The organism is Lactobacillus sp. CBA3605, assembly GCF_002970915.1.
In the GTDB taxonomy this organism is placed as follows: Bacteria; Bacillota; Bacilli; order Lactobacillales; family Lactobacillaceae; genus Lactiplantibacillus.
Window position 1 is genome coordinate 412941 of the sequence record NZ_CP027190.1, and the last position, 26794, is coordinate 439734.

General features: G+C 42.7%; 25 protein-coding genes. All 25 read right to left on the reverse strand.

Annotation, left to right across the window (positions count from 1 at the left end; translation table 11 throughout):
* Window positions 1–169: 169 nt before the first annotated feature.
* Window positions 170–1690 (reverse strand): C40 family peptidase, encoded by a 1521-nt coding sequence (locus tag C5Z25_RS02035; protein ID WP_105451125.1) that lies wholly within the window; start codon window positions 1688–1690, stop codon window positions 170–172.
* Window positions 1691–2202: 512 nt separating this feature from the next.
* A complete protein-coding gene (locus C5Z25_RS02040; RefSeq protein ID WP_105451126.1) occupies window positions 2203–3378 on the reverse strand; it encodes an MFS transporter in 1176 nt (391 codons plus the stop codon).
* A gap of 339 nt (window positions 3379–3717) precedes the next feature.
* Entirely contained in the window at window positions 3718–4602 is an 885-nt protein-coding gene (gene rbsU / locus C5Z25_RS02045) for a ribose/proton symporter RbsU (RefSeq protein ID WP_105451127.1), read from the reverse strand.
* A gap of 35 nt (window positions 4603–4637) precedes the next feature.
* Window positions 4638–5033 (reverse strand): D-ribose pyranase, encoded by a 396-nt coding sequence (gene rbsD / locus C5Z25_RS02050; protein WP_105451128.1) that lies wholly within the window; start codon window positions 5031–5033, stop codon window positions 4638–4640.
* Window position 5034: 1 nt separating this feature from the next.
* Window positions 5035–5952, reverse strand: a complete 918-nt coding sequence (gene rbsK, locus C5Z25_RS02055) for a ribokinase (RefSeq protein ID WP_105451129.1) — start codon at window positions 5950–5952, stop codon at window positions 5035–5037.
* A 107-nt stretch (window positions 5953–6059) separates the two neighbouring features.
* The gene (gene rbsR, locus C5Z25_RS02060) at window positions 6060–7058 is read right to left on the reverse strand and encodes a ribose utilization transcriptional repressor RbsR (RefSeq protein WP_105451130.1); all 999 of its coding nucleotides are present in this window, start codon (window positions 7056–7058) and stop codon (window positions 6060–6062) included.
* A 108-nt stretch (window positions 7059–7166) separates the two neighbouring features.
* Window positions 7167–8132 carry a ribose-phosphate diphosphokinase gene (locus tag C5Z25_RS02065; RefSeq protein ID WP_105448629.1) on the reverse strand — a complete coding sequence of 322 codons (966 nt, stop codon included), beginning with the start codon at window positions 8130–8132 and terminating at the stop codon, window positions 7167–7169.
* Between the two features lie 126 nt (window positions 8133–8258).
* A complete protein-coding gene (gene recD2 / locus C5Z25_RS02070) occupies window positions 8259–10760 on the reverse strand; it encodes an SF1B family DNA helicase RecD2 (protein WP_105451131.1) in 2502 nt (833 codons plus the stop codon).
* 12 nt (window positions 10761–10772) lie between these two features.
* Complete coding sequence (locus tag C5Z25_RS02075; protein ID WP_105451132.1) at window positions 10773–11459, reverse strand: tetratricopeptide repeat protein; 687 nt, start codon at window positions 11457–11459, stop codon at window positions 10773–10775.
* A gap of 13 nt (window positions 11460–11472) precedes the next feature.
* Entirely contained in the window at window positions 11473–12138 is a 666-nt protein-coding gene (locus tag C5Z25_RS02080; RefSeq protein ID WP_105451133.1) for a histidine phosphatase family protein, read from the reverse strand.
* 172 nt (window positions 12139–12310) lie between these two features.
* Window positions 12311–12973, reverse strand: coding sequence for a potassium channel family protein (locus C5Z25_RS02085; RefSeq protein WP_105451134.1), 663 nt, complete (start codon window positions 12971–12973; stop codon window positions 12311–12313).
* A 16-nt stretch (window positions 12974–12989) separates the two neighbouring features.
* Window positions 12990–14339, reverse strand: a complete 1350-nt coding sequence (locus tag C5Z25_RS02090; protein ID WP_105451135.1) for a TrkH family potassium uptake protein — start codon at window positions 14337–14339, stop codon at window positions 12990–12992.
* A gap of 148 nt (window positions 14340–14487) precedes the next feature.
* Window positions 14488–15612 carry a tRNA 2-thiouridine(34) synthase MnmA gene (gene mnmA / locus C5Z25_RS02095; RefSeq protein WP_105451136.1) on the reverse strand — a complete coding sequence of 375 codons (1125 nt, stop codon included), beginning with the start codon at window positions 15610–15612 and terminating at the stop codon, window positions 14488–14490.
* 117 nt (window positions 15613–15729) lie between these two features.
* Window positions 15730–16071 (reverse strand): DUF1831 domain-containing protein, encoded by a 342-nt coding sequence (locus C5Z25_RS02100; RefSeq protein WP_105451137.1) that lies wholly within the window; start codon window positions 16069–16071, stop codon window positions 15730–15732.
* Window positions 16072–16093: 22 nt separating this feature from the next.
* Window positions 16094–17245, reverse strand: a complete 1152-nt coding sequence (locus C5Z25_RS02105; protein ID WP_105451138.1) for a cysteine desulfurase family protein — start codon at window positions 17243–17245, stop codon at window positions 16094–16096.
* A gap of 26 nt (window positions 17246–17271) precedes the next feature.
* On the reverse strand, window positions 17272–17967 hold the full coding sequence (locus tag C5Z25_RS02110) for a 5'-methylthioadenosine/adenosylhomocysteine nucleosidase (protein WP_105451139.1): 696 nt from the start codon (window positions 17965–17967) through the stop codon (window positions 17272–17274).
* A gap of 18 nt (window positions 17968–17985) precedes the next feature.
* Window positions 17986–18237: a hypothetical protein gene (locus C5Z25_RS02115; protein ID WP_105451140.1), complete on the reverse strand. Its 252-nt coding sequence runs from the start codon at window positions 18235–18237 to the stop codon at window positions 17986–17988.
* On the reverse strand, window positions 18230–18790 hold the full coding sequence (locus C5Z25_RS02120) for an NUDIX hydrolase (RefSeq protein WP_105451141.1): 561 nt from the start codon (window positions 18788–18790) through the stop codon (window positions 18230–18232). Before C5Z25_RS02120 ends, C5Z25_RS02115 begins: the two co-directional genes overlap by 8 nt.
* A 139-nt stretch (window positions 18791–18929) precedes the next feature.
* On the reverse strand, window positions 18930–19928 hold the full coding sequence (gene dapF, locus C5Z25_RS02125; RefSeq protein WP_105451142.1) for a diaminopimelate epimerase: 999 nt from the start codon (window positions 19926–19928) through the stop codon (window positions 18930–18932).
* A gap of 180 nt (window positions 19929–20108) precedes the next feature.
* Window positions 20109–22907 carry an isoleucine--tRNA ligase gene (gene ileS / locus C5Z25_RS02130; RefSeq protein ID WP_105451143.1) on the reverse strand — a complete coding sequence of 933 codons (2799 nt, stop codon included), beginning with the start codon at window positions 22905–22907 and terminating at the stop codon, window positions 20109–20111.
* A gap of 309 nt (window positions 22908–23216) precedes the next feature.
* Window positions 23217–23918, reverse strand: coding sequence for a DivIVA domain-containing protein (locus C5Z25_RS02135; RefSeq protein WP_105451144.1), 702 nt, complete (start codon window positions 23916–23918; stop codon window positions 23217–23219).
* Window positions 23919–23941: 23 nt separating this feature from the next.
* A complete protein-coding gene (locus C5Z25_RS02140) occupies window positions 23942–24727 on the reverse strand; it encodes a YlmH family RNA-binding protein (RefSeq protein WP_105451145.1) in 786 nt (261 codons plus the stop codon).
* Window positions 24728–24750: 23 nt separating this feature from the next.
* Entirely contained in the window at window positions 24751–25005 is a 255-nt protein-coding gene (locus C5Z25_RS02145; RefSeq protein ID WP_199774942.1) for a YggT family protein, read from the reverse strand.
* Between the two features lie 22 nt (window positions 25006–25027).
* Complete coding sequence (locus tag C5Z25_RS02150; RefSeq protein WP_105451146.1) at window positions 25028–25444, reverse strand: cell division protein SepF; 417 nt, start codon at window positions 25442–25444, stop codon at window positions 25028–25030.
* Between the two features lie 24 nt (window positions 25445–25468).
* A complete protein-coding gene (ftsZ, locus tag C5Z25_RS02155; protein ID WP_105451147.1) occupies window positions 25469–26776 on the reverse strand; it encodes a cell division protein FtsZ in 1308 nt (435 codons plus the stop codon).
* Between the last annotated feature and the right edge of the window lie 18 nt (window positions 26777–26794).

The window sequence follows — 26794 nt, forward strand, 5'->3', positions numbered from 1 at the left end:
ACTCCCTTAAAACCAGCATTCTTAATTTTTTAATTTAAAAACAGCAGATTTAATATACCACAACGCCACCAAATAATAAATCAAAATTTTTAAAAAACAACTAACGCAAAAACAGCCAAGCTAGCCCACTGATCGTAGGAAGCTGGCTGTTAGTTTTATCGTTAATTTATTAGTTCACTGTACCGGCAAAACTTGGTGCAAAATAGGTGCTAATTGTTTGAACTTGCACATTTTCACCTTCGGTTGGTGCGGCGACGTATTGGTTGTTACCAATATAAATCGCGTCATGCCAAGTCGAACCCCGGCTACCCCAGAATAAAATATCACCTGGTTTAGCATCTGCAACTGAATGCGTTGTAACATAGCCTTCTTGTGAGACAGTGTTATGTGGCAAACTAATCCCTGCAGCATGCTGGAAGACGTAAGAAACTAAGCCAGAACAATCCATCCCGGACAAGCTTGCGCCACCCCAAACATAAGGAATATTGGCATCAGCTAACTTCAAAGCTAGGCTAGTCACTGAACCAGTCGTCAAATCAGACGTGCTGGTTGTGGCAGTACTACTATTGCTAGTCGTCGCTGCTTGTGAGCTTGAACTTGCTTGTGACGCAGTTGATGTTGCTGAACTACTGCTTTGAGTCGTTGTTGTAGCTGCTGCAGTGGAACTGCTTTGACTAGCAGCAGAGCTACTTTGCGTTGCAACTGAACTGCTAGCACTTGCAGTACTGGTACTTTGACTCGCTGAACTACTACTCTGACTCGCCGTAGTTGTGCTGCTTTGGCTAACTGTACTACTACTTTGGCTAGCAGCGGAACTACTTTGTGTCGCCGATGAACTACTTTGACTCACTGTACTACTACTTTGAGTAGCGGCAGAGCTACTGCTTTGACTAGCGGTCGTACTACTACTGCTAGTCGCCACAGTATTCAAGACAACTGATTCAGCAACGGCGGACGTTGAACTTGAAGACGTTGCTGCTGATGAACTAACTTGACTGCTGCTAGTTTCAGAGCTAGCACTGGTAGCATCGGTTGTTGATGAACTGAGACTGGCACTTACAGAACCCTGAACTTCTGTATCGCTTGTAGCGCTACTACTGGTTGATGCAGCTGAACTAGCACTAACCTGACTTGTTGAGCTAGCGCTAGTCGCTGCAGTACTACTACTATTATTGTCAGTCGTAGTCTTCGTTGCTGATGAAGACGCTGCAACTGACGTCTTATTCGCCGTCGTTGCGTTGGCACTGGTCTTAGCCACTGAGCGCGTTGCTTGCTGTGTGCTTGTCCCAGAAACCTTCAATGTTTGACCAACGACAATAAGATTGCTAGACAATCCATTTAGCTTTTGTAACTTTTGAACTGTCGTTTGATACGCGTCAGCTAAATCCCACAGCGTATCGCCAGCTTTAACGGTATATGTACCTTTTGCTGATGATGTCTGACTTGATTTACCACTAACTTGTAATTTTTGACCGACATAAATTAAACTTGTGTTTCCGTTAAGTGCTTGTTGATTTAACTTTTCAATACTCTTAACCGACACCCCATGTTGCTGAGCGAGGCCCCAGACCGTATCGTTTTGCTTAACGGTGACTGAAGCCGCATTGGCAGCTTGTCCTGTGGCAAGCAATAACCCAACGGCACCAACCGTACTGGCTAGAACCTTGCCCGTTGTATGTGCTTGTGACATTAACTTCACTCCTTTGGAAAATTAAAATTTCCTAAATCAGAATTAAAATACCGGTGCGCCGCAATTAGACTTTAAGAAAAACTTAACACCTTTTACAAATCATAACTTTATTGTAGCACATTTTAGAAAAATACAAACTACAATCACTTACTTTTTTATAAAACGATCCGTTTAATTTCGTCAATTAATTGCTATTGCCAGATTAATACAATTAGCCGGTAAACCAATGTTTGAAACCACTATCATTTTTCTAACAGTTTGATAACCCAACGGTTTTAATGGCGACTGAAACCAAATTCAAGCTGGTCAACTTCGAGTCTCAACCGCTCGCACAAAAAAAGACCTTTTAGCAGGCCTTATTCTGACTATTTACTCATTTAAATCGTTAGTTTTGCTATTTTCCAAGTCCAATATTGTGCTTTAACCATTTCGTTCGATCGGTCGAACATGAATTTCACTAATCAAAACGTTAGTCCCAGATAAGGCACATTGATGATCTGTGTCAGTCAATTCTAATTGCGGTTAGTTCGCTTTTGAGTGACTAGGAAAGCATTATATAACAACAAGGTCACGCTGGCTACCACAATCCCAAATAAAATGAATGAGTTCTCAACACCAAACACCGAAAATAACACCGACGTTAACATGGTCTCGAAAAACATTAATCCCGCAGTCAATGTATTCACACTTGAAATGAGCGACGTGCGTATTTTGTCATTAGCTAAGTCTTGTACAACCGCATTTAATGAAGTATCGACAAATTCAAAACTAAATTGGATTAAGAGAAACCCCAGTACGATTACCGCAGCCGTATTACTCTTTAAACTAACAAACATCGCAATTGTGACAGACAAAAATAAAAAGATAGCACGTCTGTTGCCAATTTTTGCTGAGATTTTTTCAATCGACACTGACGCTACAGCAGAAAAAGCTAGCGCAATCGTCAAAATAATCGCCGTTTGAAAAGCTGAAAAATGTTTGGCAGAGAATAAAAGTTGCGCAAAGTTAAGCAACACCGAAATCGCACTTTGAAAAACTGAAATTGTCATGACCAAGTATCTGACATGCTTTTTTTTTAACATTTTAAGCAGTTCAATAGCCAAGTTTTTCAATGACATAGGCAGTTCATCATCGCTAAGCTTCTCTTCATGGGTTTGTTCTTTTAAGAGGATTAACAATATTATGGCAACTAGTTGCGTCAGAATACCTGCAATAAAAATAGCATCCCATGAAATAGTTGTTAAGGCCCCACCTATCAAAGAACTTATCGTGAGTCCAATAATCGTAATTGCTTCAAAGATACCTATCTTATGCTGATAGCTTTGCTCTGGATTGATCTGATAAATCAACGTTTGATCACTACCAGAAATAAGCGACAAGCCAATACCATAGGCTAAAAATCCAACGATTAAACTAAAATAGTTAACCGCAAAGAGCATCGTTAATAAATAGATGATGATTAAAACATGGCCAAAGTTCATCGTCCTTCTAGGCCCAAGTCGGTCTGTTAAAACTCCAGACGGCAATTCAAAAATGAACATGGCTAAGGTTAATAGCGTTTGCAGGAACCCAATTTGTAAAGTCGTAAATCCCTGATGGTGTAAATAGTTGATCCAAATAGAACGCTCAAAAAACAACGCCCCCCAAAACGCATAAACATATAATCTATTTCTTTTTACGATTGTCATGACTTAATCTCCCTAACGTGTATTTACTGGTGTTGCTGTTTTTTCTAATTGCTTTACTTTTTCGCCCAAGATAAAGTTAGCAGCTGCTATCATGAAAGTGGTATCCCAATTATGACAAAATAAAAAGGCAACAGATCAAGCTAAAGCCCTTGTCATATCGCCCTTTAGAATGCTATTAACCACTGATGTGTCATTCACTAAAATTGCTATATTAAACGTTCTTTCAATTTCTCAATTAATTTTAATATTAACATCAGATTTTAATTTGTCAATTGAATACCAAATAAAAAGAGCATTTGGATGGCCCCAAACGCTCTCAAATCATTTTTAAAACTCATTTTAAATCAAAACAGTGACCGTAGCTGCAACTAAAATCAGGAGCAGTCCAAAAATCGTAATTCGCATTTCCTTTGGGGTTTTCTTTTGGCCTAAGAACCAAATTCCAGTTAACGTTGCTAAGACAACCGACGTTTGCGACAAGATAAATCCAGTTGCCAACCCGTTCATATCCGGTTGGGCCGAAATTAAATAGGTCAACGCTGCAAAAGCAAAGAAGAGTCCTGAAAAAATATGCTGGTAAGAAACTTTTTCAGCCAGCGCCATTTTTTCACCACGCATGGCTAACCAAAGTGCATAACCTAGCCCAACTAATAACATCCCAATAGCTTGTGGTAAAAAGGCCTGCATCCCATTCAGTTTAGTTGCTTGTGGGGCGGCAGAATAAGCCCAATATCCAATCTCACCACCAGCTAACCACAATACAGCACGCCGCAACAAACGCATGTTGCCAGCATCTCGCTGCTCTGACCAAACTGTTAAGCTAGCCCCAATAATAATTAAAATCAAGGCCAAGCCGCCGAGAATTTTCGCAGTCATCCCTGGCCAATCCCCCAAAGCAATGACGCCCCATAACGAGGCTCCCAACAATTGAAAGGCCGTGGTTACAGGCATTGCCCGGGACGATCCAACCATTGCGAAAGCTTTAAACGTAATAATTTGGGCACTGGCCCAGCCAATTCCTGATAAAATGGCAAAAAATAAATCATGCCCTTGGGGGAGTGACAAGCCTTGGGTCCAAGCAAAAATTAAGGCAAAGATGAAAGTCCCTAGCGTTGAGCCTAAAATCTGATTAACGGGACGTCCCCCAATTTTTGAAGCGATGGTAGGATATAATCCCCACCCAATTAAGGGCCCTAGCCCAATTAGTAATGCCGTTGCGTGCATATTGTTTTCCTCCTAGGTGTTTTTAAGCTAATAAGCTAAAAGGTGACGCCACTTTCCAATAAGATATTTGCGTAGGGTGTCATTTCACCAGTTCGAACAAACGCGCGACACTCACTTAATGCTTGCTTCATTTCAGTATGCGGAATAAATGTAATCGGCGTATCTGGTAACCGCTTTTTAATTTGCGTCAACATTTGGGGATTATCCGTTTTAATTTCAGCAGCTAGATAAATCCGTTGTACTTCTAATTCTTCTAACACATTGTTTAAGACCTGCATAAAACTAGGAATGCCGTTGTCTACAGCTAAATCAATTTTTTCAGTTCCCATTGGGACTGGCATCCCAGCATCTCCAAGACTTAGTTTATCAAAATGACCCATTTGGGCAATGACCCGAGATAAATCAGAGTTAATCACTTTACCTTTTTTCATTTTACTTATCCTCCTCGATTAATTCACTTTTATATGGAATAGATGGTTGCGCACCAAACCGTTGCACCGCTAATGATGAAGCTCGATTGCCATAACGAATGGCGGTGGCTAAATTACTAAAGTCGGGTTCTAATTGGCTACTCATGGCACCAATAAAGGTATCGCCCGCTGACGTCGTATCCACGGCATTCACTTTAAAAGCCGGAATAATCCCATGTTGACCAGCCACATCATAAAAGGCGCCTTTGCTGCCAATCGTGATAATGACTGCAGCAATGCCGAGTTGATGTAAATCAGCCGCCGCTTTTAACATGCTCGCTTCATCCGTAATTTTAATTTCTGTCAAAGTCTCGGTCTCAGTTTCGTTGGGGATAATCATATCAGTAACGGCTAATAAATCAGCTGGTACCTTAACCATCGCAGGTGCTGGATTCAAAATTGTTTTCACACCAGCCTGCCGGGCAATTTTGAAGGCGGTCGTTGTGCTATCGACAGCGCTTTCAAATTGAGCAATGACAAAATCACTGGCTTTAATCAGATTGGCTTGTTCAGCAACATATGCTGGCGTAAAGGCCATGTTAGCCCCGGCATGAATCATAATTTGATTCTCACCAGCATCGTCAACAACCACGTAAGCCTGACCAGTTGATTGATTTTTTAAAGTGGTTACTCCGGTCAAATCAATTTTTTCTTGCGTCAACAATTCCAACATCGCTTTACCAGCATCATCATCACCAACTGCACCAATAAAGTTAGTTTTCGCTGCTGAACGTTGCGCTGCGACAGCTTGATTAGCCCCTTTACCACCACCAGCTGAAAAAATTTCTTTTGTATGCATCGTTTCACCAGGCTTAGGCATCTGTTTAACTCGAATTGTTCGATCTAAATTGATACTACCGATAATTGTGATTGTCTTCATTATTGTGACCTCCAATTAATTGTGTGTTTTAATAAAATCATTTGCTGATTAAAACGTTTTATGAAAACGTTTTAATAGGCCAACAAAAATATAGCACATTTTGAAACTTAATTCAAATGTGCAGTTGAATATCTTTCAATTAATTGAACCGGTAACCGTTTTTCCTCCCATGGTTTCTGCGGCTGTTGAATACGTTCTAACAATAAGGCGGCGGCCGTTTGTCCTAGCTCAACTATCGGTTGTGCCACGGTTGTTAACTGTGGGACCACGTATTGACACATTTCAATGTCATCATAACCCACGACGCTATAATCAGCCGGAATTCGTTTACCGGCCCGTGCCAATCCTAAGTACAGTCCAATTGCAATTTCATCACTAACGGCAAATAGAGCCGTGACTGACGTCGCTAGAATGGCTGGTACCGCCTGACACCCCGCTTGCTTCGTTAACGCCGTATAAATGATTGGACTATTTTCTGGTGCATAGACCGTTCGAAATCCAGCTAATCGTTGCAAAATATTGGCAGGCGCTGCGGCTGGCAATAGGATAGCGACTTGTTGATGTCCCAATTTTTTTAAATGCTCAGCTGCCAAGCAACCACCCATAAAATCATCCGTTAAAACCGCATCACTAACGCCTTCAGCCTTCTTTTGATCTAAAACAATAAACGGATGCTGATTCGCCCGTAAAATCTGATTAATGGCTTGATTAGAAACCGCTGAACTGGCAATAATAAACCCATCAACACCGCGACGACTTAACTCAGCCAGATAACTTTGCTCCTTAGCTTCATCCAAATCGGCATTACAGAGCATCGTAATAAAATTCTCTTGATACAAACCAGCCTCAACTCCCCGAATTAAGGCACTAAAAAATGGATTCGTAATATCCGGAACTAATACCCCAATCGTTTGACTCCGTTTCATAACCATCCGCCGGGCAAAATAATCGGGCTCATAATGAAGATCATCTTTAGCGGCAATAACTTTGGCGACTGTTTTAGCACTAAATTTATCGCCGTTACCATTTAAAATTTGTGAAACCGTTGAAATTGATACCCCTGAATGCTTTGCGACATCCTTAATCGTAATGGCTTTATTCTTCAATTACAGCCACCCCCTTAATAACAATAGCCCTATTGTATAACAGATTGGTGTCTTTACCTAGCCAAAAAAGAGAACCCCTGGTAACTGGGCTCCCATTATTAAACAACTTTAAATTTCTGAATTAAATAACCGATCAACTGGCTGTTGTTCATGAACTAACTTAATGGCATCCCCTAACAATGGGCCCACTGAAAGTTGAACTAACTTGTCAAAATGTTTAGTGGCCGGAATTTGAATCGTATCCGTCACAATAACTTTTTCTAAAGCTGAATTTTGTAGTTTTTCCGGCGCATCTTGTGAGAAGATGGCATGCGTTGCACAACCATAAATCTTAGCTGCACCAGCTTGTTTTAAGGCCTGCGCTGAAACATCGAACCGAGTTCCAGTATCGATCATATCATCAATAACAATCGCAATGCGATCCTTAACTTCACCAATAATACTACTTGGCACTTGGCTATCATCATCAGGATGACGATTGTCAATAATCGCAATTGGTGCCCCTAATAATTCAGCCATTTTGCGGGCTCGTGAAACGCCAGCGTGATCAGGTGAAACCACGACCAAATTATCGGTAATGCCACGATCCTTAAAGTAACTTGCCAAAATTGGTGCGGCAATTAAATGATCTACTGGAATATCAAAGAACCCTTGGATTTGAGCGGCATGCAAATCAATCGTTAAAATCCGCGTAGCCCGATCCTTTTCTAACAAGGTTGCAATTAGCTTAGCTGTAATTGGTTCCCGTGAACGAGCTTTCCGATCTTGGCGTGAATAGCCATAATAAGGAATCACCACGTTAATTTCAGCCGCACTAGCCCGACGTAGCGCATCAATCATAATCAATAATTCTAAAATCGTATCATTGACTGGTTCTGAAATCGATTGAATGACAAATACTTCGGCGCCACGAATACTTTCTTCAATATTAATTTGAATTTCGCCATCACTAAACCGCTTGACCGAACTTTGACCTAACGGAATACCGACGCGTTCCGAAATCTTTTGCGCTAATGGCATATTAGAATTCAAGGCAAATAATTTCAGCTTGGTATTTGATTCATCTACTGACATAACAACCTCCAAAAAATAGTTTCATGACAAACATTCTTAATTATAGCAGTGTCGTCTAACAAAAACAGGCCCAATCTGACTGAATCGTCGCTTTTTAAACTAGTTGTAACTAGCAATTAATTCAAACTAGGTTAATTGCCCCATGAAATCAGTCGGTTTAATTCCTTGCATTCCAATCATCGGATCAATCTGGCCATTTCGAATCATAGTCGGTGTTAATCGCTGATTGGTGGTTGGACTTTGGCTTGGTTCAGCCGAGGTCACTGGCGTTGGCGCAGTGACTGCTGGACTTGGTTCAGGTTCAACTGGATTAGTGGCAGGATTAGTGCCTGTTTCACCCGCAAAAACTTGTTGTAATCGTTGCGTCAATGTCGTTAACCGATTGACCGATTCATTGCTAACGCTCCGCTCAAATGATTTAACATCACCCACTAAAATCAGCATCTGCTCGGCGCGAGTTACGGCCGTATACAATAGATTGCGTTGTAACATCCGTGAAAATTGTGGCACCATCGGCAAAATCACCATCTTAAACTGACTGCCTTGTGCCTTATGGATTGACATACTGTAAGCCAATGTTAATCGGTTCCAATCACTCCGTTGATAAACCACTTCATTTTGTTCAAAAGCAATCGTGATTTGATCCTTTTTGCTCTTATTATGTGGGTCATTTGCCAAATCAATGCCAACAATTTTTCCAATATCACCATTAAAAACATTATCTTCCGGCGAATTGACCAAGTGTAAAACTTTATCGCCAACCCGAAATTGTTGTCCATCATAGGTTAATTGTTTTTGTCGCTTAGACTTAACCGGGTTAAAAATATTTTGAACCGTCGTATTTAATTGATCAATACCAGCGGCACCCCGATACATTGGCGCTAAGATTTGGACATCGTCCGCTGAAAAGCCACGCGCCTGAGCTTTAGCCACAATCTGTTCAATGATATGGTCAACTTGATACGCCCCGCAAGCAATGAATGAGCGGTCCTTTTGATTGACCGTAAAATCCGCTGGCAAGCGCCCATTCTTAATCGCATGGGCCAATGGGATAATGCTCGAATCATCATCTTGGCGATAGATCGTCGTTAATTCAATTTGCGGTAATTGCGGACTTTTGAGTAAATCATGGAAGACTTGTCCCGCGCCAACCGATGGTAATTGATCCTTATCCCCCACCAAAATGACTTGCATGTGACTGGGTACTGCTTGTAATAATAACCGGAAGAGCTTAGTATCAACCATCGACATTTCATCAATGATTAAAATACCACCTTCTAAATCTTTCGTTGGCATCTCCGGACCATCTTCACGCCCCGTCAACCCCAATAACCGATGAATGGTACTAGCTGGTAAACCAGTTGTTTCAGCCATTCGCTTGGCAGCACGACCCGTGGGTGCCGCTAACAAGATAGGAAAAGATTTATCTTTATATTGTTCTAAATCTAATGACACGTCATGGAGTTCAGCAAACAATGCCACCAACCCACGAATAATCGTTGTTTTACCAGTCCCCGGCCCCCCCGTTAAGAGAAACAGATGGGCCGTAATCGCTGACTTTAATGCTTGGGTCTGCGAGGCATCATAAGTTAATTGACTCGCCTTAGCAACATGTTCAATCGCCCGATCAACTTCTTTTGCCGTTAAGTTGCCATCATTATCCGCATCATTTAAACGTTTTAGGTGCTCCGCAATGCCCCATTCGGCCTCGTACAAGTCACGCAAATAAATTCGATTCTCATCGCCAACAATTTGATTAGCTTGTGCTAAAACCACTAATTGATCGGCTAATTTTTGTGGGTCAATGGCGACATTGCGCGAATTTTCAAGTAATTGCATCGTCGCCGTTAGTAGCGGTTTAGCGGTCGTATACGTATCACCATTTTGAGCACTGGTTTCAGTGATTTCAGTTAATAGCCCTGCTCGTAACCGACTATCGGCTTGCGGATCAATTTGTAATTGTGTTGCGATTTGGTCCGCTTTTTTAAAGCCCACCCCTTTGATATCTTCTACCAATTGATAGGGATTTTCCTGAATCACCGTTAACGTGTCGCCTTGATATTTGGCATAGATGGCAGCCGCTAACCGACTCCCAAAACCGTACGCATTCAAGCCAATGATGGTTTGCTCTAAACCATTATTCACTCGTAACGTATCCAACAGGGTCTGCTGGACTGAAGCTCTTAATCCAATTGGGCTTAAAACCTTAGGATCAGCTAAGATTGCATCAATGGCATTTTCACCTAAAGTATCAACAATCCGTTCAGCTGTACGGCGACCTAATCCGGGAAAGTCACTCCCCGCTAAATACGCAATGAGCCCGCTGCGCGAAGTCGGCGTCTCATTTTGATAATTATCAGCTTGAAATTGAGTCCCATATTTAGGATGTCGGACGGTCTTACCCGTAAACTTATAGGTGGCTTCTTCCTGAATATCTGCAAAACTCCCAGTGACTACAATTTCGTCTTCTGACCAATCAATATTTTGTTCCGTTACTTTGACCAATAAAACTTTGTAAAAACTATCCGCACTACTAAAAAAAACGGTCGCCACTTTACCAACTACAAAGTGAGTCACCGTTTGGCTATTATCATCCGCAGAAAATAAACTTGGATTCGTTGTCGTCACTAGGACACCACCTTACTTTTTTTGATTTTTATGTGGCACTTTATCCGCTACCGTAACAGTCTTTTCAATATCACTTAACTGTTGTTGATGGGCTTTAAAATAGGCCGCATCATATTGTTTGGCCCTAGCAAACAATTGGGCATACGGTTTGCCCAGCACCATCGCTGTTAAACCAGCATTGAAATTAGCCGGACCATGTTGTGGATCTTGAACCAAAACTTTTTGATAAAAATCGTATGCCTGCTCATTATTGCCTAACGCAAGTAATATATTTGCCGTTAACAGATTCACGTCAATCGCCGTGGGCCGTTGTTCTTGGGCTGTTAACGCCCAGACCAGCGCATGTTGATAATCTTTTTTAGCCATTAACGTCTGCGCCATCATTAAATAAGCATCTGCTTTTAACTTTGGATCATCAATCGTTTGGTAAGCCGCTAATGCTCGATTATACTCCCCAGCTTGATAATAAATATTACCAAGCGCATACGTTAAGAGATTATGTGCGCGCGCCACTTGATCAAAACGGCCTAACGCTTTCATCGCTAACGCCTCCGCTTGCTCATAATCTTGACCAGCCGTTAAGACCACGGTCAAATCATAGTAAGCTTGATAATCATCTGGATGGTGGTCAATCGTCGTGACCAGTTGATGAATTAAAGCTTGTTGTGCTGCTTTGGTTGCTGCCGCCGTCTTAGCCAAATCCGGCCACCTCCTAAATCGTATCCGTGGGATCAGGTTCCCGGGACAAATATGACGTATCATTCCATAGTAATAAGTTATAATGCTTGCCACGATCACGCGTTTCTAAAATCGTCGTACTCGTATTTGATAAGCCACCACGTTGGCGTAAGGTCGCTAATGAGGCTCCCAGTAATGTATTCACTAAGGCATTTAAAGCCGCACCGTGACTCACGACCAACACATTATCTGTCCGTCGTGGATTAGCCGCAACAATTTGATTAATTGCCGGCGTCATGCGTTTTAATAATTGCTGAAAGCTCTCACCATGAATCATTGTAGGATCATAATGATCAGGATGTTGCCGAAAATCTTCAAATTCCAGTGGATAGCGCTCCGCCACGTCAGTAAACGCCATCCCTTCCATTTTTCCTAAGTTAAATTCACGTAAGCGACTCAAAATCGTCAAGGGCAAACCCGGTTGGCTTAAATCTTGTTGAAGTGTCATCGCCGTATCCCGTGCTCGCTTTAAGGGACTCGCATAAATATGGCTAAACTGAATATCATGTAAAGCCGCCGCTAATTGATGAATTTCGTCATAGCTCGCTGGTAACAACGGCGAATCACCTTGAGAACCTTGATAACGGCCCTCCAAGTTCCATTCCGTCTTTCCATGGCGAACAAATAGTAGTTTTGTCAAATCATTACTTCCTCATCTCAATCACAATTTCGACCCTAATTATACTTTCTATTATGCCAGTTTTAACCTTAGTTTTCAAAAAGTTCTCAAACTGATATAAATTAAAATTATGTCAACTAGAAAATTAAACGCAGCGACAAAAAAACGGTCCCGTCATGGTAACCGTTTTAGTTTACTTCGTTAACGCTGCATCTAATTCTCGCACCCCTTTAATCGGTCCAACGACAGTTAACACATCGTGTAGCGCAATCGTATCAGTTGGTTGTGGTGACACGTTAATATCGGCCCCGTGTTTAATGGCAATCACGGTCAACCCATACCGTTTGCGAAATTTTAAATCAATTAAATTTTGGTTCGTTAAACTATCATCTGTAATCTCAATTGCCGCTAAAGTGTATTCATCACTTAAATCAATAAAATTCAGAATATGATTCGTCAGTAATTTTCGGACGATGGTATGCCCCATATCGCGCTCAGGGAAGACCACCTTGTCAGCCCCGACACGTTCTAGGACTCGCCCCTGATCGCTCGTCTCGGCCTTCGCAATCACGTGTTTAGCGCCTTGCTCTTTACTTAACATTGTCGTTAAAATACTGGCTTCCATGTTATTACCAATCCCGATAATAACATAATCAAAACTATCAATATTCAATTCTTTTAAAACAGCCTCATCGCGTGTATCCGCAATCATCGTTTGCGTCGCAACGTCCATCAATTTATTAACAGGGCCCTCTTGAATGTCCACGGCTAACACCTCTTGTTGCGCAGCCGCTAACGTCCGGACCACGCTTTCACCGAAGCGTCCTAAGCCAAATACTGCAAAATTCTTTTTCATGCGACATCGTCCCCCCTTAACCAATCAAAATATTTTCTTCAGGATAACGAATCAAATTCGTTTTCGCTTGTCGCCGTGATAATGCATAGAGCGATGTAAAAATACCCACCCGGCCAATAAACATCAGTAGCATAATCACAAATTTTCCCACTAGTGTTAATTTAGCCGTTAAACCAAGACTTAAACCGACCGTACCAAAAGCTGACAAGACTTCAAAAACAATGTATTCTAAGCCCATCCCTTTAGGAATCGTCTCCGTTTGTGCTAAAATCAACGCCGCCACGGTTAAAACCACGCTCGCTAAAAAGACTAATAATAGTGCCCGATTCAAGTTATTCTGGCTAAAACGCCGATGACCGTATTCGACATCCGCACGACCACGCAATTGGGCAATACTTTGAAAGACCAAAATCCCAAAAGTAGTCGTTTTAATCCCCCCAGCAGTTGACCCAGGTGTCCCACCAATAAACATCAGAACCATAATCACTAAGACACTCCCAGCCTGTAACCGGGTGACTGGAATCACTGAAAAGCCCGCAGTTCGTGGTGAAACACTCATAAATAAGGTGTTCATGATGCGGTCAAGCCAACTGGTATTCGCTGGCAATAGCGCTAGCCCCCGTTCCGTCACTAGCAACAAGATAAAACCGAGGATAAATAAACTGATGGTCGTGACTAACGTTAATTTTGAGTTCAAGCTTAAGCGATGTCGTTCATGATAGAGCAATAAGTCACGCCAGACTAGGAAGCCCAGGCCACCAGCAATCACGAGCACCATCGTCACAAACAAGACGTACGGATCACTCTGAAAAGTCGCCATGCCATTGGTAAAGATATTAAAGCCGGCATTACAAAATGACATGATGGCATGAAATAACGATAAAAAAAGACCTGACTGCCAGCCATAGCGCGGGACAAAATCAAGGGCTAATAGCCCAAAACCACCTAATTGAAATAATAATGACAGACCAATGACATATTGCATGACACTTTTCGTATCACTTAAATTCTCAAGGTTTAGTGATTCCTTAACTAATAATTGCGTTGACAAGCCCAAGTTGCGCCGCATTAAATTTGAAATCAAGACTGCAAACGTCATGTAACCCAGTGCGCCAACTTCCGATAATCCCATAATGACGATTTTACCAAACAACGTCCAATGGGTCATTTCAACCACATTCAACCCAGTGATACAAGTGGCTGAAGTGGCTGTAAATAACGTATTTATCAATGCTGTCGATTGTCCACTTTGGGCTGCAATCGGCAACGCCAATAAGCCCGTCCCAATCGCAATCACTAAAATAAATCCCGCTACCATTTTTTTTGATAACGTGTCAAAAAAATTAAACTGCCGTAATTTTTCCATAATCGCCCAATCCTATATATCCATTCTTTCCCTTAGCTTAAGCAACCCTAGCTAGAAATGCAAGACCCCATTTCAAAAAAAGGACCCCTAATGGCGACAAGTCGTCATCAGGAGCCCTAAATAAGCTCATTTAAGTCACTAACCGAACTTAGATGTATTGCAAAACACGCTCTTCATTATAAGCAGCATCAATCATTCCAGAACCTAAGCATTCCTCACCATTGTAAAAGACCACAGCCTGACCAGGCGTAATGGCACGCACTGGTTCATCAAAGGTAACCCGCACCTGGGTATGATCGTCATTAAAGTGCACAGTCACACCAGAATCAGTCTGCCGATACCGGAACTTAGCGGTCACATGAAAATCATTGCCTAAATCTTCATTAGTTACAAAGTGCAAATCGGACGCCTCTAAATAAGTTGCATACAGGTGTGGATTATGATACCCCTTCCCCACATACAAAATATTTTGCTTCAAATCCTTACCAATGACAAACCATGGTTCGTTATCCTCACCATCGCCACCGATTCCAAGACCACGACGCTGTCCAATCGTGTAATACATTAACCCGGCATGCTCGCCCTTAACTTCGCCTTGGTCCGTCATCATCTTACCAGGTGTTGCTGGTAAGTAGTGGCCTAAGAATTCCTTGAAATTTTTCTCGCCAATGAAACAAATTCCGACTGAGTCCTTCTTCTTCGCCGTTGCTAAGCCCGCATTCAAAGCTAATTTCCGCACATCTGGCTTAATCATATCGCCAAGTGGGAACATTACTTTTGACAACGTCTTAGAATCCAACTGACTTAAGAAATAAGTCTGGTCTTTATTGCTATCAACGCCGCGCAATAGGTGCATTGTGCCATCCTCATCATGCTGCAACCGTGCGTAATGACCAGTGGCAATATAATCGGCCCCTAAATCCATCGCATAGTCCAAGAAAGCCTTAAACTTAATTTCCTTGTTGCAGATAACATCCGGATTTGGCGTCCGGCCTTTTTTGTACTCATCTAAGAAGTACGTAAAGACCCGATCCCAATACTCCTTTTCAAAGTTGATTGAATAATATGGAATCCCAACTTTATCGGCAACTTTAGCCACGTCCTTGTAATCCTCGGTCGCGGTACAAACCCCGTTTTCGTCAGTATCATCCCAATTCTTCATAAAGACCCCCACCACGTCATAGCCTTGCTGCTTTAACAACAACGCCACTACGGATGAGTCAACCCCACCACTCATGCCGACAACGACACGCGTGTTACTGTGATCAGTCATACTTTTTCACCATCATTTCCAAAAGATTCTGGAGAATCCACGATTTGAAGGTCGTACAATTCCAGTAATTACCATTATAACAAAGAAAACGCCAGCTGCAAGCCAGGCGTTTCCTGATTAAACTTCAACTAAGACTTCACGGTCAATAAAACTTGCTAAAATGAACTGTAATTGTTCAACTGCTTCTGGATGAGCGTCATTTTTAAAAATATCCGCGCGTTGCAGGCCATTGCCTGTCACTGTCGACATTTTAAAAGCCGTTAAATCAGCATTAACCGTCATTTTTAACTTAAAAGCTGCTTGATAAGGTGTATTGGGGTCCAGCGAACGTTCAAAAGTAAAAACCCCGGATTTGCCCTTAGCAAAGCCCAGATCCATTAATGTGTACTTCTTGATTGCAGGACTTAATTGATACGTTTTCGTAGCACCCGCAAGTTTCACCGTCGTTGTATAAGCCATGGTGACGACCTCCTTTTAAAGTTTAACGCTTTGATAACCGATTAACCGTATTCGTTAACACAGTGATAAATTGATCCAAGTCCGCCTTAGTTGTGTAACGCCCGAAACTCAGCCGGATAGATTCATTCACCCGTGGCGAGTCTTTGCCAAACATCGCAATTAACACATGTGACGGCTCCAAGCTCCCCGCAGTACAAGCTGAACCACCTGAAACCGCGATACCACCCAAATCTAGATTCGTTTGCATCGTATAAGTCGAAATGCCTTTAATCCAAAGATTCAAGACATGTTGTAAGTTATCTGGTCCCAAAGCGCCGTTCACTTCAAAATCAATATGATTAGCAGTCAATTGGTCCACGACATATTGCTTGAAATCAGCATACTTACTTTGGCGATGTGCTTTTTCAGTCGGTGTCAGTTCCTTAACGGCTTGCGCAAATCCCGCAATGGCTGGCACATTTTCAGTTCCAGCCCGCCGCTTGTCTTCTTGCTCACCGCCTGTAATTAAGCTAGGAAAGTTAATGCCATTACGTTTATACAAGAAACCAATAAACTTAGGGCCATTAATCTTGTGCGCTGAAGTCGACAACATATCAATGTGATCACGTTGAACATCAATATCCAATAAACCGTATGCTTGCACTGCATCTGTATGGAACCAAGCTTGATGATCTTTCAAAAGCTCACCAATCTCATGAATCGGCATGTGGGATCCGACTTCATTGTTCCCCATCATAATTGACACTAGGATTGTATCTGGACGTAAAGCGGCTTTAAAATCAGCTAACTTAATATTACCGTTGGCATCCACAGGTAAGTATGTCACTTCAAAGCCTTGTTGCTCTAAAACGGCTAATGACTTTAAAATGGCTTGGTGTTCAATCGCCGTGGTAATAATATGCTTGCCTAAGTTTTGCCGCACTAACGCCGTTTGCATGATGGCCGTATTGTCGCCTTCCGTCCCACCACTATTAAAAATAATATCATCGTCAGGCGCGTTGATACTTTGCGCAATGACATGGCGACTATCATCTAAGACTTCGCGAGCAGCCCGACCAAACGCGTGGGTACTCGAGGCATTGCCAAACGTATTCGTCATGCGCGTCATCATTTCAGTGACAACTGATTCCGCCATGGGAGTGGTCGCCGCGTTATCTAAATACACTTGCTTCATTTGAACGCTTCCTTTTAAAAATAAATTTACTTGTTTTGAGCAGCGAATAACGCTAATAACATCGCTGCCGATTGCTTACCAGCGGCCAAGATGAATTCATCAAAGCTGACACCAGCATCTTCGTTGCCAACATCAGACATCGCCCGAATGACAACATACGGCGTGTTAAATTGATGACAGGCTTGTCCAATCGCTGCGCCTTCCATTTCACTCGAAAGTGCCGTTGGAAAATGGCTCAAAATTTGATCGGTTGCAGCCTGACTGGCAATAAATTGATCGCCAGACACAATTAGCCCCGTCTTGGCTTTCAAACCGGTTGCAGTAGCAGCCTGAATGATTTGGTTGACCCAATTTTTGTCCGTGTCATAATACAACGGTTGTTGTGGTAATTGCCCATAGTCGTAACCAAAGGCCGTCGCATCAACATCATGATAAGCCGTCGCAGTTGCGACTACTACATCGCCAACTGCAAGGCCGGCCCCAATACCACCGGCTGAACCTGAGTTAATCACAACATCAACATCAAAGTTCGTAATCATTAAAGCGGTGGTCATCCCAGCTTGAACTTTACCAATTCCAGATTGCACCAAAACGACCGCTTGTTGATCAATCGTGCCTTCATAAAAGACAATATCTTTAATTGGGGTGACTTTTTCATCTTGTAATGCAGTTCGGAGCGTCTTAAGTTCTTCTTCCATTGCACAAATAATGCCAAATTTCATGTAAGTTGCCTACTTTCTTTAAGGGGTCAAAAATAAAATTAAAAAAACAATAACAATAGCTAAAACTAAGCCTAAAATAACCCAATTGAGCTTGCGACCCAATCGTTTAGTTTTGGCCTCTTCCAATAAACGGTTGTTCTCAGCCGCGTAACCGCGCCGAGAAGCCGCTGTATCTGATTCATTTTCCGGCATATCATCGGTTTCAGTAGCCGTGGGTTGCGTTTGTTTTTGATGATATTGTTGCCGCGTCATGCGATCTTCATCAGCCATGTAAATCCACTCCTAACGCTTGATGACTTTGCCAATACCACACCGCCATCACCGTCTTAGCATCCACTAATTCACCACTAGTCACTTGACCCATCACCACTGGTAAATCCCGATAAACTAGTTGGAGCTGTTCATCAGCATCTTGCGGCAATGCCGTGGTGACCGGCTGCAATCCTGTGGCGACGTATAACGTCATATATTCATCGGTGAAGCCTGGAGACGTGTAAAATTCAGCAATTGGTGTTAACTGATTAGCCACTAATCTGGTCTCTTCATTTAATTCACGGACTGCTGCGGCCATCGGCGTTTCACCGGGTTCAACCTTGCCAGCTGGAATCTCGAAGGTTATCCCGTTCGTGGCCGCTCGCCATTGTTTAACGAGCACCATCTGTTGTGCGGCCGTCACTATCAAAATCGCTACGGCTGGTTGATGGTGGACAATTTCACGCGTCGCCGTCGTCTGATTGGGTAAGGTCACGACTTGACGTTCCACCTGCACCAAGCTACCGTCAAAAACTTGAGTTCGCGTCTGTACCTGCTCTTCAAAATCCATCCGATTTAACCTCCTGATAACAAGCGTTCTCAATAAGGATACCGATTTTTACGTCTGAATGCAATTCTTAGCCGGAGCTACCAACAAAAAAAGCGTCAGCTAGCCAAATCGACCACCCAACGCCTCTTCAAACGACCTTCTAAACTGTGGCTAACCCTGCAATAAACGCTTCATAAGCTGGTTGTTCACCAGTAATAGTGGTGGTGGCTTCACTAAAGTCCGCCTTTAAAGCCGCCGCTAATGGCAACGTCACAAACTTAACAAAGGTTGCATTGCCAATTAATTCCATCCAATATTCTTCATCGGCCCCCTGGTGGACGACTGTTTTGACCATGCCGCCTGGATTAGTGACGTGAATTTCTTGGTTGAAGTCAGTGCTTTCTTGGTGTAATAACACGTACATCAATGAGGACGCCGACATTGCCGTACCACAAGCATCGGTGAACCCAACACCCCGTTCAAACGTCCGAACAAAAATCGAGTTAGCACCAAGCACTTCAACAAAGCTCACGTTAACGCCGTCTGGAAAGAGTTTATTTTGACCATCGTTTAGCCATTGCCCAATTCGGCCTAACTCAGAACCCGTCAAGGTCGTATGATCAACAAACGCAATTAAATGTGGATTGGGAACTGAAACTGCTGAAAACTTTAAGTCCGCAGAGATTTCTGGAATAGCTTCATTAATAATCGTAGTGGCTTCATGATTAACATGCATGCCTAAGTTTTTAGCATCAAAGGAAACTGGTGAGATTTCAACGCTATATGCTGGGACATGATCCGCAAAATCAGCGACCGCTTGCACCTTTAAATCCGCATACATCGTTTCCACTCGGAAATCAGTCTGACCATTCTGAGTGCCTAAGTAGCGGGCAACGGTCCGTAAGCCATTACCGCACATGCTAGCCTCGGTCCCATCAGCATTGATGACCCGCATCCGGCCAAGCACTTGCGCATGGTCAGATTTATCAACCACTAAAATGCCATCGGCCCCTTCATAAAGGCCAGCACCATTTCGTTTGCAACTATTAATTGCCAGTTGTTTCAAGTCAGTATCCGTCAACGGTTCTGGAAATTGCGCTTGATCCAATAAATAAAAATCATTACCGGAACCGTGCACTTTGATCATTTTCACTACCATCAGCATCCTATCTATTTATAATCTCGAGTTAACTACTCTACTATCATACTGATTTTTCAAGCAGAATTCAATTCCTAAGGACCAAAGTTAAGCCTACAAAGACATGCGCCAAAATAAAAAACAGTTGCTACAAGAAGCTGTGAATTCTTGCAGTAACTGTTTAGGATTAATCTTCAGTGACTAATCTTCTAAACCAGTGGTTACTGATTCAGGATAATTAGCCCGAACAATTTCGGCACATCGCGCACATAACATTGGATAAGCGTCGTCTTGACCAACATCAGTCTTCGTCATTCGACAACGTGAACAAACTTCGCCCTCAGCATGACTCACTCTAATGGCTAATTGATCACCAAACTTTTCGACCGTTTGATCAGCCTCTGCTAAGTCATGAATCGTTAAGGCTGAAACCATCAACATTTGTTGGACGTTCGTATCTAACCGTTGTAATAAGGCTTGCGTCGTATCAGCCACATATAAGTCCAAATGAGCCTCTAATGATTTCCCAATTAGTTTCGCATCCCGGGCTTCTTCTAAGGCCTTTAAAACGGCACTCCGAAGTTCCATGAATTGACCCCAGTCAGTCGTTAACGTTGCCGCATTTGGTAAAGTTTGTACAGTTGGCATTTCAGTCAATTGCGCAAATTCTTCTGGTTCTTTCAAGAATGGCCAGATTTCTTCCGTCGTATGTGGCAACATTGGCGTGAACAACTTCGTCAAGGCAACCAAGACATCGTAAAAGACCGTTTGCATTGACCGACGTGAATGGCTATCTTCAGCATCAATATACATGATATCCTTAGCGATATCCAAGTAAAAGTTTGATAAATCAACCGTTAAGAAGTTTAGAAGCTTTTTGTAAATATCCAAAAAGTCATAATGATCATAATGATCTTTTACTTCAGCAACGAATTGGTTAAGTCGAACTTCCATATATTGGTCGACAGCTGCTAAATCAGTCGTCGCGACCCGGTTCACTTTTGGATCAAAGTCCGTGGTATTCGCCAACATAAACCGCATTGTATTCCGGAACTTCTTATACCCATCAGAAACTTGCTTGAAGCTCTCCATTGAGACCCGCACATCAGAACTTGTATCAACAGATGCCACCCAGAGCCGCACAATTTCAGCACCCATTTGCTTAATAACTTCGGCAGGTGCAATCGTATTGCCTAAGGACTTACTCATCTTTCGGCCTTGGTTGTCTAACGTGAAGCCTTGTGATAAGACTTGTTTGTATGGTGCCTGACCAGTTACAGCCACACTTGTAATCAAACTAGAGTTGAACCAACCACGATATTGGTCAGACCCTTCCAGGTAAAGATCCGCTGGATAAGTCAGATAAGGCCGTTCTGCTAGAACACCTTGGTGAGAAGAACCGGAGTCAAACCAAACATCCATAATATCGGTTTCCTTGGTAAAGGTCCCATTAGGTGAATGTTCATCAGTAAAACCAGCTGGTAACAGGTCTTTCGCATCTCGTTCAAACCAAACGTTTGATCCATATTGGCCAATTAAATCAGCAACATGTGCAATCGTCGCTTCAGTCATGATGGCCGTCCCATCTTCTGCATAGAAAATTGGTAGTGGCACACCCCAAACACGTTGCCGTGAAATAACCCAATCACCACGGTCACGAATCATGTTATAGAGCCGTTTTTTACCCCATTCTGGTGAAAATTGAACCTCGTCAATTGCCCCCAGAATTTCATCACGCATATCACCAACAGATGCAAACCATTGCGGTGTTGCGCGGAAAATAATTGGCTTTTTAGTCCGCCAATCAAATGGATAACTATGTTCATAAGGCATGTAATCCAATAATACGCCATTAGCTTTTAACTTATCTAACGCAATTTGATTAGCATCTTCATAAAAGACGCCAGCAAAATCAGGACCAGCTTCAGCTGTTAAAACCCCTTTGCCGTCAACTGGTGCAAATACTGGCAAACCATACTTCTGACCGATTCTGTAATCATCTTCCCCATAACCAGGCGCCGTGTGCACTAATCCGGTCCCAGCGTCTAAGGTAACAAAATCACCTAACATAGTCACAATTTGGCGATCAGTGTCAAATGGATGCTGACAAATAACGCGGTCTAATTCGGCACCCTTAACTGTTTTGAGGACTTTAACATCTTCCCAACCAAAACGGGTCACATTTTCGGCCAATAAATCAGCAGCTAACACATATTTCTTTGAATCGCCGGCTGGTTGCACAACCACGTAGTCAAAGCCAGCATCAATCGTAATCCCTTCAGAAGCAGGAATGGTCCAAGGGGTTGTGGTCCAGACAACCATGTATGTTTCAGTATCTAGAACCCCTTTACCATCAATGACGCGTTCCCCATAAAACGCAGATGGTGACGTCACATCATGATATTCAACTTCGGCTTCTGCCAAGGCTGATTCTGATGACCATGACCAAAAGACTGGTTTTTTACCACGATAAATCAAATGACGCTTGGCAAAAGCACCAAAAACGCGAATCTGGGCTGCTTCAAACTCTGGATTTAACGTCAAATAAGGTTGGTCCCATTCGGCAGCTACCCCTAAGCGTTTGAATTCATCACGTTGCCGATCGACTTGTTTCAAAGCATATTCACGACACAATTCTCGAAATTCATTAGTGGTCATTTTCTTACGATCATAACCCGCTTGCTTTAATTTCTGTTCAATTGGTAATCCATGGGTATCCCAGCCGGGAACATAAGGTGACCGGAAGCCATTCATCGACTTATAGCGGACAATAAAATCTTTTGTGATTTTATTTAACGCATGCCCCATGTGAATATCGCCATTCGCATATGGTGGTCCATCATGTAAAACGAAAGTGTCTTTACCTTCATTTAATTTTTGCCGTTGTTCATAGACCTTATTTTCGCTCCAAACGTTTTGCCGTTCGACTTCTTTAACGGGTAAGTTGCCTCGCATTTTGAACTTGGTCTTACCGAGATTAAGTGTTTCTTTAATGCGCATTTGATCACTCCTTAAAATTTTTGGTGCTAATCAATCTAATTTTGGCAACAAAAAAACTCCATCCGCAAGGGACGAAGTTATCGTGGTACCACCCAAATTTAGAATTGTTTAGATTCTCTCTTAGCATGGTTAACGGCCATGAGCCGGTCGACCCTACTGAATTTCAGGCCCACATTCGGAGATGATCTGCAACCAAGCCAGGGACGACCGAATTCACATTCACATCGGCTCTCTGAGCGTTTAGCAAGGTTGTTTGCTGTTCTCCTCAAAATTTTAGTAACATTAAATTATACCCTGATTTTAGTCGACTTAATTCGTGGCGTCAACATTATCATCTGGGAAAATGACAACCGTTTGCTGTTGTGCTTGATCGCCACCATCAGCTACTGGGGTTTCACCGACCGTTGCATTCGTGATTTCAGCGGCTGCTTCTGAGTTTACGCTCGCATTAACCCCATTGTCAAGGTTGTCTTGCTTCAAAACGTGTTGGATTTCTGCGTAACTAGAGGTATCGGTTTCACTCAGTAATTGGTCCCAATCCTTACTCTTAACCACTTCTAATTGTGATTCAAGCATCACTTGTAACCGTTGACGGAAGACCCGTGTTTGCTTCTTCAAGTCATCGGTTTCAACCGACAAACGTTTTGCCTTTTGTGAAGCTTCATCAATCATCTGGTTAGATTTATCCGTCGCTTCACTGACAATATCAGACGCTTGCTTTTGGGCTTCACGCGTAATAATGTCAGCTTCTTTCTTCGAATTTGTCTTAACCTTATCCGCAGCTTCTTGAGCCACTAAGATGGATTGATTCAAAGAATCTTTCAATTCATTGAAGTATTTCAATTTACCTTCACTAGCGTCTAAACGTTCCTGGAGGTCCTTATTCTGCTTCAGAGTAATTTGATAATCCTTAATAATTTGTTCAAGAAAATCATTGACCTCGTCAATATTGTAACCACGTAATTTCGTGGAAAACTCTTTGTTATGAATGTCGTCAGGACTTAACACCATACTAAATTTCCTCCAATATCTATCTATTTACTATGAATAATCTTTAACGTAATCCGCAAGCGGGCCTTTTTAGTCTCACTGCCAATCTCAGCCAACTGAACACGCCCATAATGATTGACACTTAACATGTCTAACAAAGCTAGTTCATAGTCAGCTTTTGGTAAATCGGCCCAATTCAACCGGACGTGTGCCCCTTCAATTAATTCTTTGGCATGATGCCGTGAAAGATTGAAGGCTGCTTTAATAACACTATCAGCTCGTAGTGAACTAACTGTCGTCGTGATGGTTTCCCAATCATTCTGCGGATTAACCGCCGCCGTTAATGGTACGGCCGTTAAATGAACTTTCGTCTTGCCTAACCGATCAATTTGTTCCGTAAAATAATCAAACAGTTCGGTCTCACAGAAAAACTGCCACGTCTCGCCATCCGAGATAATATCACCAAATACATCGCGCTCGACACCAGAATTAGCCAAGGTGCCTAAGATATGCCCGTGTTTCAACGTGGCAAACTTAATCGGATAAACAATATTCACTAAAGTGATTTGAAAATCCGCTGACTCTGGGTCATAATAATCCGGATAAAATAAAATCCGTTTTAATTCTGCACCTGCGTAACCACCGTTAGCCTGCATCCGAACCCCATCTAATTGATTGACCATGGTCTGGGCAATATAGACTTGGCGAGGATTCAAAAAAGCCGTCAAAATGGGCCGGTACTGATCAGTTACTCGCCGTAACCAACCGGTCACTTGTTCAATAAAGGGGGCCTCGTTTGCGCGAAAATGTTGCTTTAAATTTTCATCCACGATCCTATCCTCGTTATTTCAGTTTAAAATCCAATAAAGGTTAATAAATAATATAAGCCTTGCTCAGCAAATTGTAAAACCAATAGCGCAATTAACGGTGAAAAATCAAGTCCCGCAATTGCGGGCACAAACCGCCGAAAGATGCTTAAGAACGGTTCACAAATCTGCCCCAAGAAACGCCCAATGCTTGTATTATAAGCGCCTGGAAACCAGGACATTAAAATATAAACAATCAACGCCAGTTGGTAAATTTGGAACAAGCGGGAAATTAATGAAATTAGCAGCGCAATCACTCCTTACTTACAACGTGTTGGGATTGAACTGATTGGTTGTACTTCCTGAAACTTCATAATTTTCAGGAATACAGAGAAAGATTTGATCACCAATCCGTTCAATTTCGCCGTTAATGGCGTACACGGTCCCAGTTAAGAAATCAACAATGCGGCGGGCCATCTGGTCATCAACATGATCGAAATTAATAATAACCGCTTGATTTTTTAATAACTGAGCCGCAATTTCTTTAACATCTGAATAAATTTTAGGCTCAAACAGGGCAATCTTACTATTGACAGACTTACCACCTTGCATCGGCACTACCTTTGGTGAAGTTGCAGCATTTGCGGGGGTCTCACGCGGCGTATTGAGATTCGTTGCCGCTTCCTCAGCTTGCTCGTCACTAACCCCAAAAAAGTTACTCAAACTAAAGCGTCCGGCCATTATTCATCGCTCCCCTTCAACGGCTTATTTACGGCGCCGTTTGAAGAATGGCGGCGTATCTAATGAATCACCATTGTCATTAGTCTTGGTTTCTTCCACTGGTTGATTGTCATTAAAGACATCAAAATCAGTTTTTTCAACATTTTTAAATTCTTGCCCATTGTTAGGCGTCGTTGGTCGCGCACTGTTAGGTTCGCGGCGAATATCCCAGTTACCAAAAGGATCATTATTAGCTGGTGTTTGGGTTTCAGCAGTGGCATCCTGGTTAGACTGCTTTGCTTGACTTTGATTGTCAGCTGGCGTCGTAAACATGCCGCCACGTTGTTGCCCTTGTTCACTACGATTATGCGTTACGCCGGTCTTTAGTTCTCGTTGCTTCTTGTCAATCCCAGTCGCAATAACCGTCACACGAACTTCATCGCCTAAGCTTTCATCAATTGACGTCCCAAAAATAATGTTAACGTCAGTAGTTGCTGCTTGGGTCACGATATTTGAAGCTGCTTCTGCTTCATATAAGGACATATCTGGACCACCAGTAATATTAAGTAAGACTTGTTCAGCCCCATCAATAGAGACTTCCAACAATGGCGATGAAATAGCTTCCTTGGTTGCATCTGCAGTCCGGTTTTCACCACTAGCAGACCCAATTCCCATCAAAGCAGAACCTTGATTTTGCATAACCGTCTTAACATCCGCAAAGTCCAAGTTAACGTAACCAGGTGAGGTAATTAAATCGGAAATCCCTTGTACCCCTTGGCGCAACACGTTATCAGCTTCTTGGAAGGCTTCCATCATCGGCGTCTTTTTATCGACGATTTCTAACAAACGATTGTTAGCAATGACGATTAAAGTATCAACATTGTCTTTCATTTGCGAAATTCCTTCAGCGGCATTGCGAGCCCGCTTAGGACCTTCAAACGTAAATGGTCGCGTGACAACCCCAACGGTTAAAGCGCCAGAGTCCTTTGCAATCTTAGCAACCACTGGTGCGGCCCCGTTACCGGTTCCGCCACCCATACCGGCCGTTACAAAGACCATGTCGGCTCCTTGTAAGGCTTCCGTTAAGGCCTCTTCACTTTCCTGAGCTGCTTTGGAACCAACGTCTGGATTAGAGCCAGCACCAAGTCCACGGGTCAGTTTAGGTCCCAATTGAATTTTAGTTTCGGCATTAGCGGTTTGTAAGGCTTGCACATCGGTATTAGCAACGATGAATTCTACGCCTTTAACATCTTCCGTAATCATCCGGTTAACGGCATTACCACCACCGCCACCAACCCCGATGACTTTAATATTAACCCCTGATTCTTGGGCTGAATCTAAAGAATATTCCATAATTTTTCCTCCGTCATT